This is a genomic window from Pseudomonas sp. K8, assembly GCF_014889455.1.
In the GTDB taxonomy this organism is placed as follows: Bacteria; Pseudomonadota; Gammaproteobacteria; order Pseudomonadales; family Pseudomonadaceae; genus Aquipseudomonas; species Aquipseudomonas veronii.
Window position 1 is genome coordinate 78,707 of record NZ_VJWO01000006.1, and the last position, 15,869, is coordinate 94,575.

Here is a 15,869-nt window from a genome sequence, read left to right on the forward strand (position 1 = left end):
AGGATGCAGGCATTCGCCAAGGAATACTTTTATGTACACACCACGCGCCTTTGCCCTCGACGATTTGCCCGAACTGCAGCAACTGATCCAGCACACGCGCCTGGCGCAGGTGGTGACCGTGGGTGAACACGGCCTGCTAGCCAGCCACCTGCCACTGCTGCTCAACCCCAACGAAGGCCCGAACGGTACGCTCTACGGCCACATGGCCAAGGCCAACCCGCAGTGGCACGACCTGCAGAACGGCGGCGAAGCGCTGGTGATCTTTGCCGGGGCCGACGCCTATGTCAGCCCGGCGTTTTACCCGAGCAAGGCCGAGCACGGCAAAGTGGTACCCACCTGGAATTACCTGGCCGTGCATGCCTACGGCACGGCCGACGTGTTTACCGACGCCGAGCGCCTGCTCGGCGTGGTCAGCGCCCTCACCGACCGCCACGAAGGCCGCCGCGCCCAGCCCTGGAAGGTCAGCGACGCCCCGGCCGACTACATTGAAGGCATGCTCAAGGCCATCGTCGGTTTCGCCTTGCCCATCGAACGTCTGATCGGCAAACGCAAACTCAGCCAGAACCGCAGTGCCGCCGACATCCAGGGCGTGCGCGAGGGGCTGGCCGCCAGCCTCGACATGCGCGACCAGACCCTCGCCCGTTTCATTCCCCAAGGAGCCCCAGAATGAGCCCGATCGACATCCGCCCCGTCACCGCCGCCGACCACGCCGCCTGGCTGGCGCTGTGGCACGCGTACTTGCAGTTCTACAACACCGAACTGCCAGACGCCGTCAGCCAGAGCACCTGGCAACGCCTGATCGACGCCCGTGAGCCGACCCACTCCGCGCTCGCCTGGCAGGACGGCAAAGCGGTGGGCATGGTCAACTTCATCTACCATCGCTCCAACTGGAGCATTGAAAACTCCTGCTACCTGCAAGACCTGCTGGTGGCGCCGGCCCAGCGTGGCGGCGGCGTGGGCCGCAAATTGATCGAACACGTCTATGCCACGGCCAAAGCCGACGGCTGCTGCAAGGTCCATTGGCTGACCCACGAGACCAATGCCACCGCGATCCAACTGTACGAACGCATCGCCGAACGCCCTGGCTTCATCCAATTTCGCAAAGGTCTTTAAGGAGCGCAGCATGTCCACCTCTCTCGCCGACTGGCAAGGTGCCCCGGCGCCCACGGTCCAACTGCTCGAAGGGCGTTTCATCCGCCTGGAAAAACTCGACCCGGCGCGCCACGCCGACGGTCTGTGGCAAGCCCTCGAAGGCCCCGGCGCCGACCCCAAGCTGTGGGACTATTTGCCATATGGCCCGTTCAGCGACCGCACCGCGTTCGATGCCTGGCTGAATAACCATGCCCAGCACAACGAGCCGTATTTCTTCAGCGTGATCGACCGCGCCAGCGGCGATGTGCAGGGCATCCTCAGCCTGATGTCCATCGTCCCGGCCCACGGGCGCATCGAAATCGGTCACGTCACCTTCGGCGCGCCGATGCAGCGCTCGCCGAAAAGCACCGAGGCCGTGTATCTGTTGGCCAAGCATGCTTTCGAACTGGGCTACCGCCGCCTGGAGTGGAAATGCAATAACGGCAATGCCCGCTCCAAATACGCCGCCGAGCGCCTGGGGTTCAGTTTTGAAGGGGTGTTCCGCCAGCACATGGTGGTCAAGGGGCAGAACCGGGACACGGCGTGGTATTCGATTCTGGACTCGGAATGGCCGCCGATCGGGGCAGGGTTTGAGCACTGGCTGTCGGAAGCCAATCAGGCAGGTTCAGGCCAATTGAAAAGCCTGGCGGAGTGCCGCGCCTAAATCCCACAGACAGCGCAGCACCAGAATATGAGAGCGGGCTTGCCCGCGAAGCGGTGGGTCAGTCGAGATTGATTTTCGACTGGTCTACCGCTATCGCGGCGTAGGTATCTACACATCCGATGACGCTGAAAACCCCGGTCGTATCGCGAGCTGTTGCTTTGCTGTTGCTCTGTTTTTGATTTTGATCTTAGGCGCCCCGTTAACCACGCTGGGTGTCAGTCGGCAAGCTGCTCGGCCAACACCGCAATATGCTCCGGTCCGATCCCGCAGCAACCGCCCAAATGGCTGGCGCCGCGCTTCTGCCAATCGGCAGCCCATTGCAGGTAGCCCGGCGGGTCAAGGTCGTCGCGCAACGGGTCGAGGCCGTCGTTGGCCGTGGCCTCCTTGGGCTGTGGCGGGAAGGCGTTGGCATAGGCGCCGATCTGGATCGCCACCCCCAGGCGCTCGAAGGTCTGACGGGCCGCATCAATCGCCGCGCCGATCACCTCCGGCTGGCTGCAGTTGAACAACAACACCTGCACACCCAGTTGCGCAGCCGCTTCGGCCGCCTCGGCCACCGGCTCGCCGGAACGCAGGCGCGGCACCTCGTCGGTGTCCTCGTCCTTCAAGGTAAACGACAGCCAGAACGGTTTGCCGTCCGCCGGCAGACCGGCATGAATGGCCCGCGCCTCGACGATCGAACTCTGGGTTTCCGCCAGCCACAGGTCGACATAAGGCGCCAGGCCGTTCACCAGGGGCGTCAGCAGTTCGCTGACCCGGTCGGCCTCGAACAGGTCAGGCCGATACGAGCCGAACAGCGGCGGCAGGGAACCGGCCACGCGCACTGCTTGGCCGGACGCCACCACCGCGCGCCGCGCCAATTCACCGGCCAACGCCGCCAGGGCCTGGCCCTCGGCGGCAAACCGCGCTTCGCCGATATGAAACGGTACGACAGCATAGCTGTTACTGGTGATCACGTCGGCACCGGCCTGGATGTAAGCCGCGTGTACCGCTTCCACCTCCTGCGGCGCTTCGCTCAACGCCAGCGCCGACCACTCCGGCTGTCGGAACGGCGCGCCGCGGCGTTGCAGTTCGCGGCCCATGCCACCATCGAGAATTACTGTGCGTACTGCGGCCATATGCTTTTTACTCATAAGCTTATGAAAATAACTCACTATGAGAGTCGCTCTTATAACTATTTAATACGGTAAATTCGCTTCATAACAACTTCTTTTTTATTCGGGTGCCTCTCTTGAAACTCAAACCGCTACTGGCCCTGGGCCTGACCATGCTGGCTGCCTCCACCCAAGCCTTCGGCGGTGCAACCCTGGACCGGGTTGAGCAAAACCACGAATTGGTCGGCGTGCTGATGGAAAGCTATCCGCCTTTCTCGTTCCTCAACGAGCAGAACCAGCTCGACGGTTTCGACGTCGACGTGGCCAAGGCCGTCGCGCAAAAACTCGGGGTCAAACTGCGCCTGGAAACCCCGTCCTGGGACGTGATCGCCGCCGGCCGCTGGAGCGGGCGCTACGACATCTGCATCTGCTCGATGACCCCAAGCAAGGCCCGCGCTGAAGTGTTCGACTTCCCCGTGGAGTACTACGCTTCGCCCGCGGTGATCGTGGTCAATGCCAAGGATGAGCGCATCCACGGCGCCAAGGACCTGAGCGGCAAGAAAGTCGGCCTCACCAGCGCCTCCAGCTATGAGAGCTACCTGAACAAAAACCTGGTGATCGAAGGCGCCGAAGACACCCAACTGCAGTACCCGTTCGAGAACGTGCAGATTGCCCCCTACGACACCGACAACGTGGCCTTCCAGGACCTGGGCCTGGGCGCCGGCGTGCGCCTGGATGCGATCCTCACCAACCTGGTCACCGCCCAACCGCGCCTGAGCCAGGACAAGCGCTTCAAGCTGGCCGGCGAAGCGCTGTACGCCGAGCCCAACTCGGTGGCCATCGAAAAAGGCGACCCGCAGTGGGACAGCAAAGTGCGTGAAGTCTTCGCGCAGTTGAAGCAGGACGGCACCTTGAGCAAGCTGTCGCAAAAATGGATCGGCGCCGACATCAGCCAATGACCGCGTTCCCCACCCCACCCAAACCACCGGTCAGCGCGTCGCGGCTACAACGATTCTTCGGTTTTCGCACGCGCCTGTACCTGACCTGGGCCGCGCTGTTCTGCCTGTTCGCCAGCTTCTTCCTGAGCTTTGACCTGAAGTTCTCGATCATCCTCGACAAGCTGCCCAATCTGGTCGGCGTGCATCTGGCGCCCAACGGGTTTCTGCAAGGCGCGGCGCTGACAGTGTTCCTGTGCCTGTGCTCGATCGTGGCGTCATCGATACTGGGCTTTATCACCGCCCTGGGGCGCCTGTCGAAAAGCGCGGTGGCCTTTGGCGTCGCGAGTTTCTATGCCTCATTCTTCCGTGGCACACCGCTGCTGATCCAGATCCTGCTGATCTACCTGGGTCTGCCGCAACTGGGCCTGGTGCCGGGGGCCATCGTCGCCGGGATCATCGCGCTGTCGCTGAACTACGGCGCCTACCTGAGCGAAATCTTCCGCGCCGGCATCCTCGGCGTGCCCCACGGCCAACGGGAAGCCGCCCTGGCCCTGGGCATGCGCGACAGTGCGATCTTCTGGCACGTCACCCTGCCCCAGGCCATGCGTACCATCGTCCCGCCCGCCACCAACCAGTTCATCTCGATGCTCAAGGACTCCTCCCTGATCTCGGTGATGGGCGTGTGGGAAGTGATGTTCCTCGCGCAATCCTACGGCCGCTCCAGCTATCGCTATATCGAAATGCTCACCACGGCGGCGATCATCTACTGGGTAATGTCCCTCGGCCTGGAACTGATCCAGGCGCGTATGGAGCGGCATTACGGCAAGGGGTATGTGCGACGGGGGTGAGGACTCAGTCATCCCACTCGCGACGCACCTTGACCACGCCCATCTGTAAGCCAAAGGGGCGGAACACGGCGTTCAGCGATTTCAGGGTTTGATTGCCCTCGCCGTGTTCGATATGCACCAGGGTACGCACGGAAATCTTGCACATTTTGGCGAACTGGCTTTGGTGCAGGCCAGTGACTTCGGTGCGCAGGCGGCGCACGGCTTCGCCAATTGCAAGGGAACCATCAGCCAGCCCCTGTTCGACACGTTCGATTAACAGGGCGCGGGCATCCAGGGTAATGGTCATTTCAGCCCCCATTGCTTCAGACGCATGTCCAGTTTCCCCAACGGGACGCTGGGGTGGTTCAAGGTGACCGCTGGCAAACCGCCTGCAGCCAAGATGTCCGGCAGAGCTCGCAGGTGTTCGGCGTCTTGTCGCAGCCGCTCAAAACTTTGCTCAGGGTCAATAATCTCGGCCAGTGCATCGCAGACCCCTCGCCAATTGATATCACCTGCCCTGCAACGTCCATCAAAACCCTTTTCAGGCTCCGAGAACTCCAACCGCATAGCGTCACGCCAATGACCAGCGGTGAAAATCTGCAGTATCAAAGAGTAGGTCGTTTCCATCTGCATTTAAGTGCACCTGGCAAGCAATGTTCGGGACGCGTACTGCAATATAGTGCATTTCCCGCTCAGCAGATGACCAGATTTACGCATTAAAATGCATTTGTATCGCCAGAATTATTCTAAAAATGCATTTTAATGCAAATGAGATGGCGATTTATCCTGTCGCGGACAAAGCCCGATGCGTTTTTAATCGCACCGCACTACAGACAACTCCCGCAAACCAGGGGTCGATAGCCTGACAGTTATCGCCCCGCCATCTCGCTAAATTTCCGGCCTCATTCATCAGAGGTTGGGATCACATGCCCTTTACACCCCCACGATTTGCACTTGTCATGGCGCTTGCGATCAGCGCCGCCAGCCTTCAATACGCCCAGGCGCGGGGCGATATCGAATACCGGCCGTACCATTTCCAACCCTATGAGGCGCTTGATAATGAGTGGGCCGACGCAGCGTCTGAAAAAGCCGAGCCCATCGACGGTTACCTCACTCAGCGCGCCACCACGCACAATGGCCTGCAGCTCGCCAAGGCCCTGGAACCTGCGCTGGTTCAGTTGCTGGAGTCCGGCGAACTGACCTCCGAACAGATCAAAGCCCTGGAAAAATTCGCCGACGCGCTGGACAAGCAGCCCGGCGGCATCGGCGCGGCCCTTGAGCAATTGGCCGCCAGCCAGAACGCCAACCTCGCCGCCGCGACCCAGAACACCACGCAGCAACTGAGCAGCCAACTGTTGTCGATCCTGCGCACCCTGCCCGCCGACGACGCTGGCCACTTCTGGGTGCAAAGCCTGGGCAACGACGGCACGCTCGACAAAAAAGGCGGCAGCGCCGGTCTGAAACATGGCACCCAAGGCCTGTTGCTGGGGGCCGACTGGGCGCTGGACCACGCCTGGCGTGTCGGCGTGATGGGCGCCAAGTCCAGCAGCCACCTCGACGCCGCGCGTTTTTCCGCCGACCTCGACAGCTGGCACCTGGGCAGCTATGCCGTGCGGCAGGACGGCCCGTTGGCCCTGCGCCTGGGAGCGATCTACAGCAGCCATGACGGGCAGAACAAGCGCAGCGTCAAGTTGCTCGATTACACCGAGCAGCTCAGGGCCAATTACAACGCCAACAGCCAAACCGTCTTCTCCGAAATGGGCTACCAATTGGGCACTGCGGATTTGAGCGTGGAACCCTTCGCCGGCCTCGGTTACCAGCGCTATCACCGCGACGGTTTCAAGGAGCGGGGTGGCCTGACCGCGCTGAACGTCGGCTCGCAAAACCAACAGAACCTGAGCAGCACCTTCGGTCTTCGCCTGGCGTCGCTGTATCGGTTCGATAACCAGATGAGCCTGGCCCCTCACCTCAGCGCCAGTTGGAAACACCTGTACGGCGACGTCGACAGCCGGGTCAGCCAATCCTTTCGCGCTGCGCCGGGGCTGATTGACAGCTTCACTGTCCAGGGCACGTCGCTGGACCGCGACAGCCTGAACGTCCGAGCCGGCCTGGACCTCGCACTCTCGCCGCAACACACCGTGGGCCTGACCTACGCCAGCGAAACAGGCAACCATAGCCGCAACCAGGGCCTGATGGGCCAATGGCAAATGCGGTTCTGAGCCCACGCTGCGCGCCGGCCAAATTACAGGCGAAAAAAAAGGGGAGCACCTGCTCCCCCGAGGATTAAACGGTAGTGTCGAAGGCTGGATCAGCCTTCGATTTCAATCAGGATTTCGCCAGGGTTCACCCGGTCGCCCTTGGCTACATGAACGGCGGTCACCTTGCCGGCAATCGCGGCCTGCACTTCGGTTTCCATCTTCATCGCTTCGGTGATCAGCACCGCCTGGCCGGCCTTGACGACGTCGCCTGGCTTGACCAGCACGTCGACGATATTGCCCGGCATCGTGGTGCTCACATGGCCTGGCTCGGTGGCTTGCTTGCGCTTGCTGCCGCCCCCGCCGACGAACTCGTTGAGCGCTTCGAACACCACTTCTTCGGGCATGCCGTCGATGGACAGGTAGAAGTGACGCTTGCCTTCAGCTTTCACGCCAACACCGGTGATGTCAACGCGGTAGCTTTCGCCGTGGACGTCGATGACGAACTCGGTCGGTACGCCTTCGCCACCCGCACGCGCCACGCCGCCGGCTTCCGGGATCGGCAGCAACACTTCCGGAGTCAGGGTGCCGGCGTCGCGTTCTTCGAGGAACTTGCGGCCAATGTCCGGGAACATGGCGTAGGTCAGCACGTCTTCTTCAGATTTGGCCAACGCACCGATTTCGCCGCGCAGCTTGTTCATTTCCGGCTTGAGCAGGTCGGCCGGGCGCACGTCGATCACGTCTTCGCTGCCGATGGCCTGGCGACGCAGTTGCCCGTTCACCGTGCCCGGCGCTTTGCCGTAGCCGCCTTGCAGGTAGAGCTTCACTTCGTTGGTGATGGTCTTGTAGCGCTCGCCGGCCAGCACGTTGAAGAACGCCTGGGTGCCGACGATCTGCGAGGTCGGGGTGACCAGCGGCGGGAAGCCCAAGTCTTCACGCACCCGCGGAATTTCAGCCAGCACTTCGCCCATGCGGTTGAGTGCGCCCTGCTCTTTGAGCTGGTTGGCCAGGTTGGAAATCATCCCGCCCGGCACTTGGTTGACTTGCACGCGCGTGTCGACCGCGGTGAATTCGCTTTCGAACTGGTGATACTTCTTACGCACGGCGTAGAAGTACAGGCCGATTTCCTGCAGCAGTTCCAGGTCGAGGCCGGTGTCGAATTCGCTGCCTTTAAGGGCGGCGACCATCGACTCGGTGCCCGGGTGGCTGGTGCCCCAGGCGAAGCTGGAGATCGCGGTATCGATGTGCTCGGCACCGTTTTCGATAGCCTTGAGCTGGCACATCGCAGCCAAACCCGCCGTGTCATGCGAGTGGATGAACACCGGCAGGCTCTGCTCGGCTTTCAGTGCCTTGACCAGCTCGCCGGTGGCGTATGGCGTGAGCAGGCCGGCCATGTCCTTGATCGCCACCGAGTCGCAGCCCATGGACTCCATTTGCTTGGCCTGGGCCACAAACGCGTCGATGGTGTGTACCGGGCTGGTGGTGTAGGCGATGGTGCCCTGGGCGTGTTTGCCGGCGGCCTTGACCGCTTCGATGGCCACGCGCAGGTTACGCACGTCGTTCATCGCGTCGAAGATGCGGAACACGTCGATACCGTTGACGGCGGCCTTGGCGACGAAGGCTTTGACCACGTCGTCGCTGTAGTGGCGATAGCCCAACAGGTTCTGGCCGCGCAGCAGCATTTGCAGGCGGGTGTTAGGCAACGCGGCGCGCAATTTGCGCAGACGCTCCCACGGGTCTTCTTTCAAAAAGCGCACGCAGGCGTCGAAGGTCGCGCCGCCCCAGACTTCCAGGGACCAGTAGCCGACTTTGTCGAGCTTGTCGCAGATCGGCAGCATGTCGTCGGTACGCATGCGGGTGGCCAGCAACGATTGGTGAGCGTCGCGCAGGATGGTGTCGGTGACAAAGATCTTCTTGCTCATTGTTATATTCCTCACAGGCCTGCGTGGGCGGCGATGGCGGCGGCGATGGCCAGGGCCAGCTCTTCGGGTTTGCGCTTGATCGAGTAGTTGGTCAGCTCAGGGTGGCTTTCCACAAAACTGGTGTTGAACTGGCCGCTGCGGAATTCCGGGTTGCGCAGGATTTCCTGGTAGTAGGCGGCGGTGGTCTTCACGCCTTGCAGGCGCATGTCATCCAGGGCACGCAGGCCGCGGTCCATGGCTTCTTCCCAGGTCAATGCCCACACCACCAGTTTCAGGCACATGGAGTCGTAGAACGGCGGGATGGTGTAGCCGGTGTAGATCGCCGTGTCGGTACGCACGCCGGGGCCGCCGGGTGCGTAATAGCGGGTGATCTTGCCGAAGCTGGGCAGGAAGTTGTTCTTCGGGTCTTCGGCGTTGATCCGGAACTGCAACGCAAAACCACGGTGCTGGATGTCTTCCTGCTTCACCGAGAGCGGCAGGCCCGAGGCGATGCGGATCTGCTCGCGAACGATGTCGATCCCGGTGATTTCTTCGGTGATCGTGTGTTCCACCTGCACCCGGGTGTTCATCTCCATGAAGTACACCTCGCCCTCGGCGAGCAGGAACTCCACGGTGCCGGCGTTTTCGTAACCCACGGCCTTGGCTGCGCGCACCGACAGGTCGCCGATGTAGGCGCGCTGTTCAGGGGTCAGTTGCGGGCTCGGGGCGATTTCGATGAGCTTCTGGTTACGGCGCTGGATCGAGCAATCGCGCTCGAACAGATGCACCACGTTGCCGAAGCTGTCACCGAGGATCTGCGCTTCGATGTGCTTGGGGTTGACGATGCATTTTTCCAGGAACACTTCCGCCGAACCGAAGGCCTTGGTGGCTTCGGAGATCACGCGGGGGAAGGCTTGTTCGAGTTCTTCACGGCTGTTGCAACGACGAATGCCGCGACCGCCGCCACCGGAGGTGGCCTTGAGCATCACCGGGTAACCGATGCGGTCGCCTTCGGTGAGGGCTTCGGCGATGTCGGCGACGTTGCCTTCGGTGCCGGGGGTGACCGGTACGCCGGCCTTGATCATGCTGCGGCGCGCTTCGGTCTTGTCGCCCATGCGGCGGATCACTTCCGCGGATGGACCGATGAATTTAATCCCACGTTCGGCGCAAATGTCCGCCAGTTCCGCGTTTTCCGAGAGGAAACCGTAACCGGGATGCAACGCATCGCAACCGGTTTCCACGGCCAGGTTCACCAGCTTGCGCGGGTTCAGGTAACCGGCCAGGGGTTCGGCGCCGATGCTGTGGGCCTCGTCGGCACGTTTGACGTGCAACGCGTGGCGGTCGGCGTCGGAATAGACCGCGACCGAGCGAATGCCCATCTCGGCGCAGGCACGCACGATTCGCACGGCAATTTCACCACGGTTGGCGATCAGGATCTTTTTTATCACTTGGAAATTCCCTTGAGCCGATTGCTGCGTTCTTCGACCCGCTAGACTCGGGTCGGCGCGTGACTAAATGTTTCAAGCCAGTCGCGAGGCACACACTAAGCCTGCTGAGGGATTAACAAAAATCAATAATTATTGGGTCATGCATAAGTAAAGACTTATAGTTGGCGGACCGGACGCCGCCAAGAGGCTTGAAAAAATGCGTAAGTCATTGATGAGGCTGACATTACGTCAACTGCAGATCTTCAATGAGGTGTGTGATTTGCGCTCCTACAGCCGGGCGGCCGAGGAAATGTCCCTCACCCAGCCGGCCGTCAGCCTGCAAATTCGTCAGCTGGAAGAGCTGATCGGCCAGCCGTTGTTCGACTATGTCGGTAAGAAACTTTACATGACCGAGGCGGCCGAAGCGCTGCAACGGGCCAGTCGCGATATTTTCGGACGCCTGGAAAACCTCGATATGCAGCTGTCGGACATGCAGGGCTCGCTTCAAGGCCAACTGAAACTGGCGGTGGAGTCCAGCGCCAAGTACTTCGTGCCGCACCTGTTTGCCGCGTTCAAGCGCCAGCATCCGGAGGTGCAATTGCATCTGACGGTGGTCAACCGCGCCCAGGTGATCCGTCGACTGTCGGACAACCGTGATGACTTGGTGATCATGTCCATGGTGCCCCAGGACATGGGCCTCGAATTCCTGCCGTTCCTCAACAACCCGATTGTCGCCGTGGCGCTGCCCGACCACCCCTTGAGCCAGCAAGGAGTGCTGCGCCTGCGCGACTTGGAGCCTTACACGCTGTTACTGCGCGAACCGGGTTCCGGCACGCGGCTGGCTTGCGAGGAGTACTTCAAGGAAAAACGCGTTCACTTCAGCCAGACAGTGGAAGTCGCCTCGGCCGAGGCGCAGCGTGAATGCGTGTTGGCCGGGTTGGGCGTGGCCTTGTTGACACGCCACGCCCTGAACCTGGAACTGGCCACCGGCGGGCTCAAGGAGCTGCCGGTGGAAGAACTGCCGCTGTACCGCAGTTGGTGCCTGGTGCAGGCCAAGGCCAAGCGCCTGTCACCGGTGGCCCATGCGTTCCTGGGCTTTATCCGCAGCGAGCGGGTGCAAATCAGCGCGCTGGCTGAGCGCTTCGCTGGGCAGCCGCGGGTGCCTGCCAGTGCAGTTCCGGGTAGTCCGTGATGCTTTGCAGCAATTGGCGTTGATCACAGCGGTCTTCGATTGCGCGACGGAACGCCATGCGGCGCTGGTCTTCCTGCTGACGACGGGTCTTGACGGAGCTGTTGCTATCTTCGTAGGGCCGGGCCATTTGGAGTCTCCCAATGCGAGTGCGGGGAGTTCAGGATGGGCGCGAGGGATGACGGTTTGGCGGCGCGGGGATGACAGGACGATGAATCTTCTGGACAGGTGAGACATGCACATATGAGAGGGGGCTTGCTCCCGATGGCAGAGTGTCAGTCACCCATGCATCGACTGACACTCTGCCATCGGGAGCAAGCCCCCTCCCACATTTGGATCGCTGTATCGCGCTCAGTCGTCGAGGGCTTTGACGGACTTGGGCGACAGACGAAGGCTGCGCAGGCTGCGCTTGACACTCTTGAGGTGGTTGACCAGGCTCGGCCCGCGCGCCATGGCCACGCCCATCGCCAGCACGTCGATCACCACCAGGTGGGCGATGCGCGAGGTCAACGGGGTGTAGATTTCGGTGTCTTCGTGGACATCGATCGCCAGGTTGACCGTGGACAGCTCCGCCAACGGCGTCTGGCTCGGGCACAGGGTGATCAGCGTGGCGCCGCTTTCACGCACCAGGTTGGCGGTGATCAGCAAGTCCTTGGAGCGGCCGGACTGGGAAATACAGATGGCCACGTCGGTCGGCTTCAACGTCACGGCCGACATCGCCTGCATGTGCGGGTCGCTGTAGGCCGCCGCCGTAAGCAGCAGTCTGAAGAATTTGTGCTGGGCATCGGCCGCCACCGCACCCGACGCGCCAAACCCGTAGAACTCGACACGCTGGGCCTGGGACATCGCCGTCACGGCCTTTTGCAGCGCCACCGGGTCGAGCTTCTCGCGCACTTCCATCAGGGTGTGCAGCGTGGTGTCGAAGATCTTGAGGCTGTAGTCGGCGACGGAATCGTCTTCGTGAATCGCAAACTGCCCGAAGCTCGCGCCGGCGGCCAGGCTTTGGGCCAGCTTGAGTTTCAGGTCCTGGAAGCCGGAACAACCGATGGCACGGCAGAAGCGCACGATGGTCGGCTCACTGATGCCCACGCTGTGGGCCAGGTCGGCCATGGAACTGTGCATTACGGCCGCAGGGTCAAGCAGCACGTGGTCGGCAACCTTGAGTTCCGATTTGCGTAACAGGTGGCGCGACTGGGCGATATGTTGCAACAGGTTCAAAGGACAGGACTCTTGTTATTGGCAGACGCCAGGGATGTAGCAAGCTTGTAGTTATACTACAAGAATTGCCGTTTTGCCCGTCCGATGCATCACTAAATCGCCCTGCTGCCCTTTGAATCTAAGGGCAGCCAAGTTGTAGCCACAAAGGCTGAAGGCACGTCCCTAGGAAAAATCTGCATTTTTCCGTAACAAATCTGCCAGCCCTTCGGCCTTCATCGGCCGGCTGATCAAGTAGCCCTGCACCTCATCGCAACGCTCCCGGCGCAGGAAATCCAGCTGCTGCTGATCTTCCACACCTTCGGCCACCACCTTGAGCGCCAAACCGTGGGCCATGGCGATGATCGCACGGGTAATGGCCGCGTCTTCCCGCCCCTGGCCGAGGCCGCGGATGAAGGTCTGGTCGATCTTCACGTAGTCCACGGGAATGCGCTTGAGGTAACTGAGGGACGAATAGCCGGTGCCGAAATCGTCGATGGCCAACTTCACCCCCAAGTCGCGCAGTTGCTGGAAGGTGGCGATGATGTGCTCGACACTGTCGAGCAGCTGGCTTTCGGTCAGCTCCAGCTCCAGGTATTGCGGGTCCAGGCCGGTTTCTTCCAGCACCTGGCGCACCAGGCTGACCAGCTTGCCTTGACGCAGTTGATGCACCGACAGGTTCACCGACACGCGTATCGCCGCCAGCCCCTGACGCTGCCACTCACAGGCCTGCCAGCAGGCCTGGCGCAGGACGAATTCGCCCAACGGTACGATCAGGCCGGTTTCTTCGGCCAGGCCGATGAAGTCGCTTGGCGGCACCGTGCCCCACTGCGGATGCTCCCAACGAATCAACGCCTCGGCGGCGTTCAGTTTGCCGCTGGCCAGGCACAATTTCGGTTGGTAGAACACCGACAGCTGGCGCTCGTCGATGGCCTTGCGCAGCTGGTTTTCCAGCTGCAAACGCTCCAGGGTGCTGGCTTGCAGGCTGTCGGTGTAGAACTGGAAATTATTCCCGCCCAGGTGTTTGGCGTGTTGCATGGCCATGTTCGCCTGGCTGACCAACGCCGAAATTTCCCGCGCATTATCCGGAAGCAGGCTGACGCCCATCGAGGCGCTGACCACCAATTCATGCCCTTCCACCGTCACCGGCACGCGCAACTTGGCCAGCAGGCGCGTGGCCACCCGCGCCAGGCTTGAGAGGTTGCCGTAGGCATCGAAAAGCACGGCGAACTCATCCCCGGACAAACGCGCGATGGTGTCGGCCTCGGGCAGGGCATTGATCAAACGTCGCGCCATTTTTTGCAGCAATTGGTCGGCAACGTCATGGCCCAGGCTGTCGTTGAGCAACTTGAAACGGTCCAGGTTGATATGCAGCAACGCCAGGCTGCGCCCGCCCTGGCGCACCCGCTGATGCGCTTCGCGCAGCCGCTCGCGAAACAGCGAGCGGTTGGCCAGGCCGGTCAATTCGTCATAGTGCGTGAGGTAGCGCATGCGCTCCTCGGATTCACGCCGCGCCGAGAGATCGGCGAAGAAGCCTACGATATGGCTGACGTTTCCTCGAATATCGCGCACCACGTTCAGTTGCAGCCACTGCGGGTACAGTTCGCCGTTCTTGCGCGTTTCCACCAGCTCGCCCTGCCAGGTACCGTGACTGAGCAGCGCCTGGCGGATCAGCGGAAAGTGCCGCCGGGCGTCGCGGCTGCACGGCAACTCCACCACATTGCGCCCGAGCATGTCGTCGATATCAAAGCCGGTGACGCGACTGAAGGCCTGGTTGACGGCGAGCAGCGCGTAGTCCGGGTCGAGGATCACAATGCCTTCGCTGGCCGCTTCGAATACGGTCGAGGCCAGGCGTTGCTGTTCCTCCAGCGCCTTGCTTGCGCTGATGTCGCGGCGCGTGCCGAGCATGCGCGTCACGCGACCGCTGGGCGCACGCTCCACGGCGCGGCCGCGGTCTTCGATCCACACCCAGTGGCCATCGCCATGGCGCACCCGGTATTCCACCAGATAGTCCTCGCTGCGGCCCTTGAGATGCTCCACCAGGGCACGCTTGAGCAGCGGCAAGTCGTCGGGGTGCAGGCGCGGCTTGAGGTGGCTGAGCATCGCCGTGACGAACTCGGGCTCCAGGCCGAACAGTTCCTTGAGCTGGGTGTGGTGGACCTCGTCGGTTTGCAGATTCCAGTCCCACAGGCCCAGTTCGCTGGCTTGCAGAGCCATCGCCAGGCGCGCTTCGCTTTTATTCAGGGCCAGGCTGGCGGCGTCCAGTTCCTGGCTGCGTTGCGCCACGCGGTCCTGCAGGCCGATTTGCGCTTCGCGCAGTTCCTGCTCGACCTGGCGGCGTTGCTCGACTTCGCGCACCAGCTCCTGATTCAACTGTTCACTGCGCCGCTGTGCCTGTTGCAGATGCTCGATCAGCGCCTGGTTCTGAAAGCGCCGCAACAGCCCGTGCTGGATCAGGCGGTTGACCTGCCACGCCACCACACTCAAGGACGCCAGCAGAATCAGGCCGAGTACACCCCAACCCTGTTGCTGCGCGGCGCCGTTCCAGAAGAGATAGACAATGGCCGGCACCAGGCACGGCAGCGCGAATGACAGGAACGCCGGCAGGCTCACCGCATAGGCAACGCTGGCGGACAACGTCGCCGCACCGATCAGGCCGAACACCCAGGCTTGCTGCGTAAAGCTGTCTGCCGGCACCAGGGCGATGGCGGCGATGGCCAGGGTCAGGCCGCTGACCGCCGAGCCGAGCATGAACATGCGCCGCCAGATCGGTTGGGCCTGGCGGCTGGGCATCGCCGAGTCGAAGGCGGCCACCTGGATCACGCGCAGCGCGACCAGCGCCAGCAGCCAGACCAGCCAGATGCTGTCGAGCAGGTAATGTTTGGGGTTCCAGATCAACCAGGCGCACACCAGGCCGTTGACCAGCATCAATAAGGTCGGCAGCAGCGAACCCTGGTAGAGCAGGCGCGTGCGTTCGACCGCCATCTCCGTAGCGTAGTGTTTTCGGATAACCTGCGCGGGCGCCGCCATGGGGCTAAACAGGTCGGTGCTGAGGGTCATAGGCAGTGTTCTTATAATGGTGAGCCCGAAACGTCGACGGAGCATACACAAGCAAGCGCTCGGGCCAAACTGCTGCGCGTCATAAAAACCAGCGGGGCGTGCCGCGCAAACCTCGGGGCCAGACGGCTTGAGCGAGACGCGCCGCGGCCTGTGGCCCATGACCAACCAGTCATCAGCCCCGTCGGAACGCGTGCTCGCCCCGGCACGCGCCGCAGGTTTTCCGTCGGCCACCCGCCAATGGGATTTGCC

Annotated in this window: 14 protein-coding genes and 1 pseudogene; 7 read left to right on the top strand and 8 right to left on the bottom strand. The window is 62.0% G+C overall.

Going from position 1 to position 15,869, the window contains the following annotated elements:
- Positions 1 to 31: 31 nt before the first annotated feature.
- From INT12_RS06365 to INT12_RS06375, 3 genes are read left to right on the top strand one after another with little or no spacing between them, the layout of a single operon-like run.
- A complete protein-coding gene (locus INT12_RS06365) occupies positions 32 to 670 on the top strand; it encodes an FMN-binding negative transcriptional regulator (protein WP_193040238.1) in 639 nt (212 codons plus the stop codon).
- Positions 667 to 1,113, top strand: a complete 447-nt coding sequence (locus INT12_RS06370) for a GNAT family N-acetyltransferase (protein WP_017850022.1) — start codon at positions 667 to 669, stop codon at positions 1,111 to 1,113. The genes INT12_RS06365 and INT12_RS06370 overlap by 4 nt, the downstream gene beginning before the upstream one ends.
- Positions 1,114 to 1,123: 10 nt before the next feature.
- Entirely contained in the window at positions 1,124 to 1,795 is a 672-nt protein-coding gene (locus tag INT12_RS06375) for a GNAT family N-acetyltransferase (RefSeq protein ID WP_017850023.1), read from the top strand.
- A gap of 215 nt (positions 1,796 to 2,010) precedes the next feature.
- On the opposite strand, the gene INT12_RS06380 is transcribed toward INT12_RS06375, so the two are convergent.
- Positions 2,011 to 2,913 (bottom strand): homocysteine S-methyltransferase family protein, encoded by a 903-nt coding sequence (locus INT12_RS06380; RefSeq protein WP_193058791.1) that lies wholly within the window; start codon positions 2,911 to 2,913, stop codon positions 2,011 to 2,013.
- A 113-nt stretch (positions 2,914 to 3,026) separates the two neighbouring features.
- Here INT12_RS06380 and INT12_RS06385 point away from each other — a divergent pair, with 113 nt between their 5' ends.
- Both INT12_RS06385 and INT12_RS06390 read left to right on the top strand, forming a co-directional pair.
- Positions 3,027 to 3,848: an ABC transporter substrate-binding protein gene (locus INT12_RS06385; RefSeq protein WP_017850025.1), complete on the top strand. Its 822-nt coding sequence runs from the start codon at positions 3,027 to 3,029 to the stop codon at positions 3,846 to 3,848.
- A complete protein-coding gene (locus tag INT12_RS06390; RefSeq protein ID WP_017850026.1) occupies positions 3,845 to 4,675 on the top strand; it encodes an amino acid ABC transporter permease in 831 nt (276 codons plus the stop codon). Before INT12_RS06385 ends, INT12_RS06390 begins: the two co-directional genes overlap by 4 nt.
- 4 nt (positions 4,676 to 4,679) lie before the next feature.
- Here INT12_RS06390 and INT12_RS06395 read toward each other — a convergent pair whose 3' ends face one another.
- Together INT12_RS06395 and INT12_RS06400 are read right to left on the bottom strand one after the other, a co-directional pair.
- Positions 4,680 to 4,961, bottom strand: a complete 282-nt coding sequence (locus INT12_RS06395; protein WP_017850027.1) for a helix-turn-helix domain-containing protein — start codon at positions 4,959 to 4,961, stop codon at positions 4,680 to 4,682.
- Positions 4,958 to 5,170: pseudogene (locus INT12_RS06400) on the bottom strand (type II toxin-antitoxin system HipA family toxin); the annotation flags it as partial. The pseudogene INT12_RS06400 and the gene INT12_RS06395, both read right to left, overlap by 4 nt.
- A 410-nt stretch (positions 5,171 to 5,580) precedes the next feature.
- On the opposite strand from INT12_RS06400, the gene INT12_RS06405 reads away from it, so the two are divergent.
- Entirely contained in the window at positions 5,581 to 6,873 is a 1,293-nt protein-coding gene (locus tag INT12_RS06405; RefSeq protein ID WP_193040236.1) for an autotransporter domain-containing protein, read from the top strand.
- 89 nt (positions 6,874 to 6,962) lie between these two features.
- Here INT12_RS06405 and oadA read toward each other — a convergent pair whose 3' ends face one another.
- Positions 6,963 to 8,771 carry a sodium-extruding oxaloacetate decarboxylase subunit alpha gene (gene oadA / locus INT12_RS06410; RefSeq protein WP_017850030.1) on the bottom strand — a complete coding sequence of 603 codons (1,809 nt, stop codon included), beginning with the start codon at positions 8,769 to 8,771 and terminating at the stop codon, positions 6,963 to 6,965.
- Positions 8,772 to 8,782: 11 nt separating this feature from the next.
- Entirely contained in the window at positions 8,783 to 10,198 is a 1,416-nt protein-coding gene (locus INT12_RS06415; protein WP_003213442.1) for an acetyl-CoA carboxylase biotin carboxylase subunit, read from the bottom strand.
- Positions 10,199 to 10,394: 196 nt separating this feature from the next.
- Here INT12_RS06415 and INT12_RS06420 point away from each other — a divergent pair, with 196 nt between their 5' ends.
- Complete coding sequence (locus INT12_RS06420; RefSeq protein WP_193058792.1) at positions 10,395 to 11,369, top strand: LysR family transcriptional regulator; 975 nt, start codon at positions 10,395 to 10,397, stop codon at positions 11,367 to 11,369.
- On the opposite strand, the gene INT12_RS31150 is transcribed toward INT12_RS06420, so the two are convergent.
- The 3 genes from INT12_RS31150 to INT12_RS06430 form a co-directional block, all read right to left on the bottom strand.
- Entirely contained in the window at positions 11,299 to 11,496 is a 198-nt protein-coding gene (locus INT12_RS31150; protein ID WP_079444958.1) for a PA3496 family putative envelope integrity protein, read from the bottom strand. The two genes, INT12_RS06420 and INT12_RS31150, sit on opposite strands and share 71 nt — an antisense overlap.
- 221 nt (positions 11,497 to 11,717) lie before the next feature.
- A complete protein-coding gene (gene hexR / locus INT12_RS06425; RefSeq protein ID WP_017850032.1) occupies positions 11,718 to 12,584 on the bottom strand; it encodes a transcriptional regulator HexR in 867 nt (288 codons plus the stop codon).
- Between the two features lie 162 nt (positions 12,585 to 12,746).
- The gene (locus INT12_RS06430; protein ID WP_193040756.1) at positions 12,747 to 15,620 is read right to left on the bottom strand and encodes an EAL domain-containing protein; all 2,874 of its coding nucleotides are present in this window, start codon (positions 15,618 to 15,620) and stop codon (positions 12,747 to 12,749) included.
- Positions 15,621 to 15,869 lie beyond the last annotated feature (249 nt).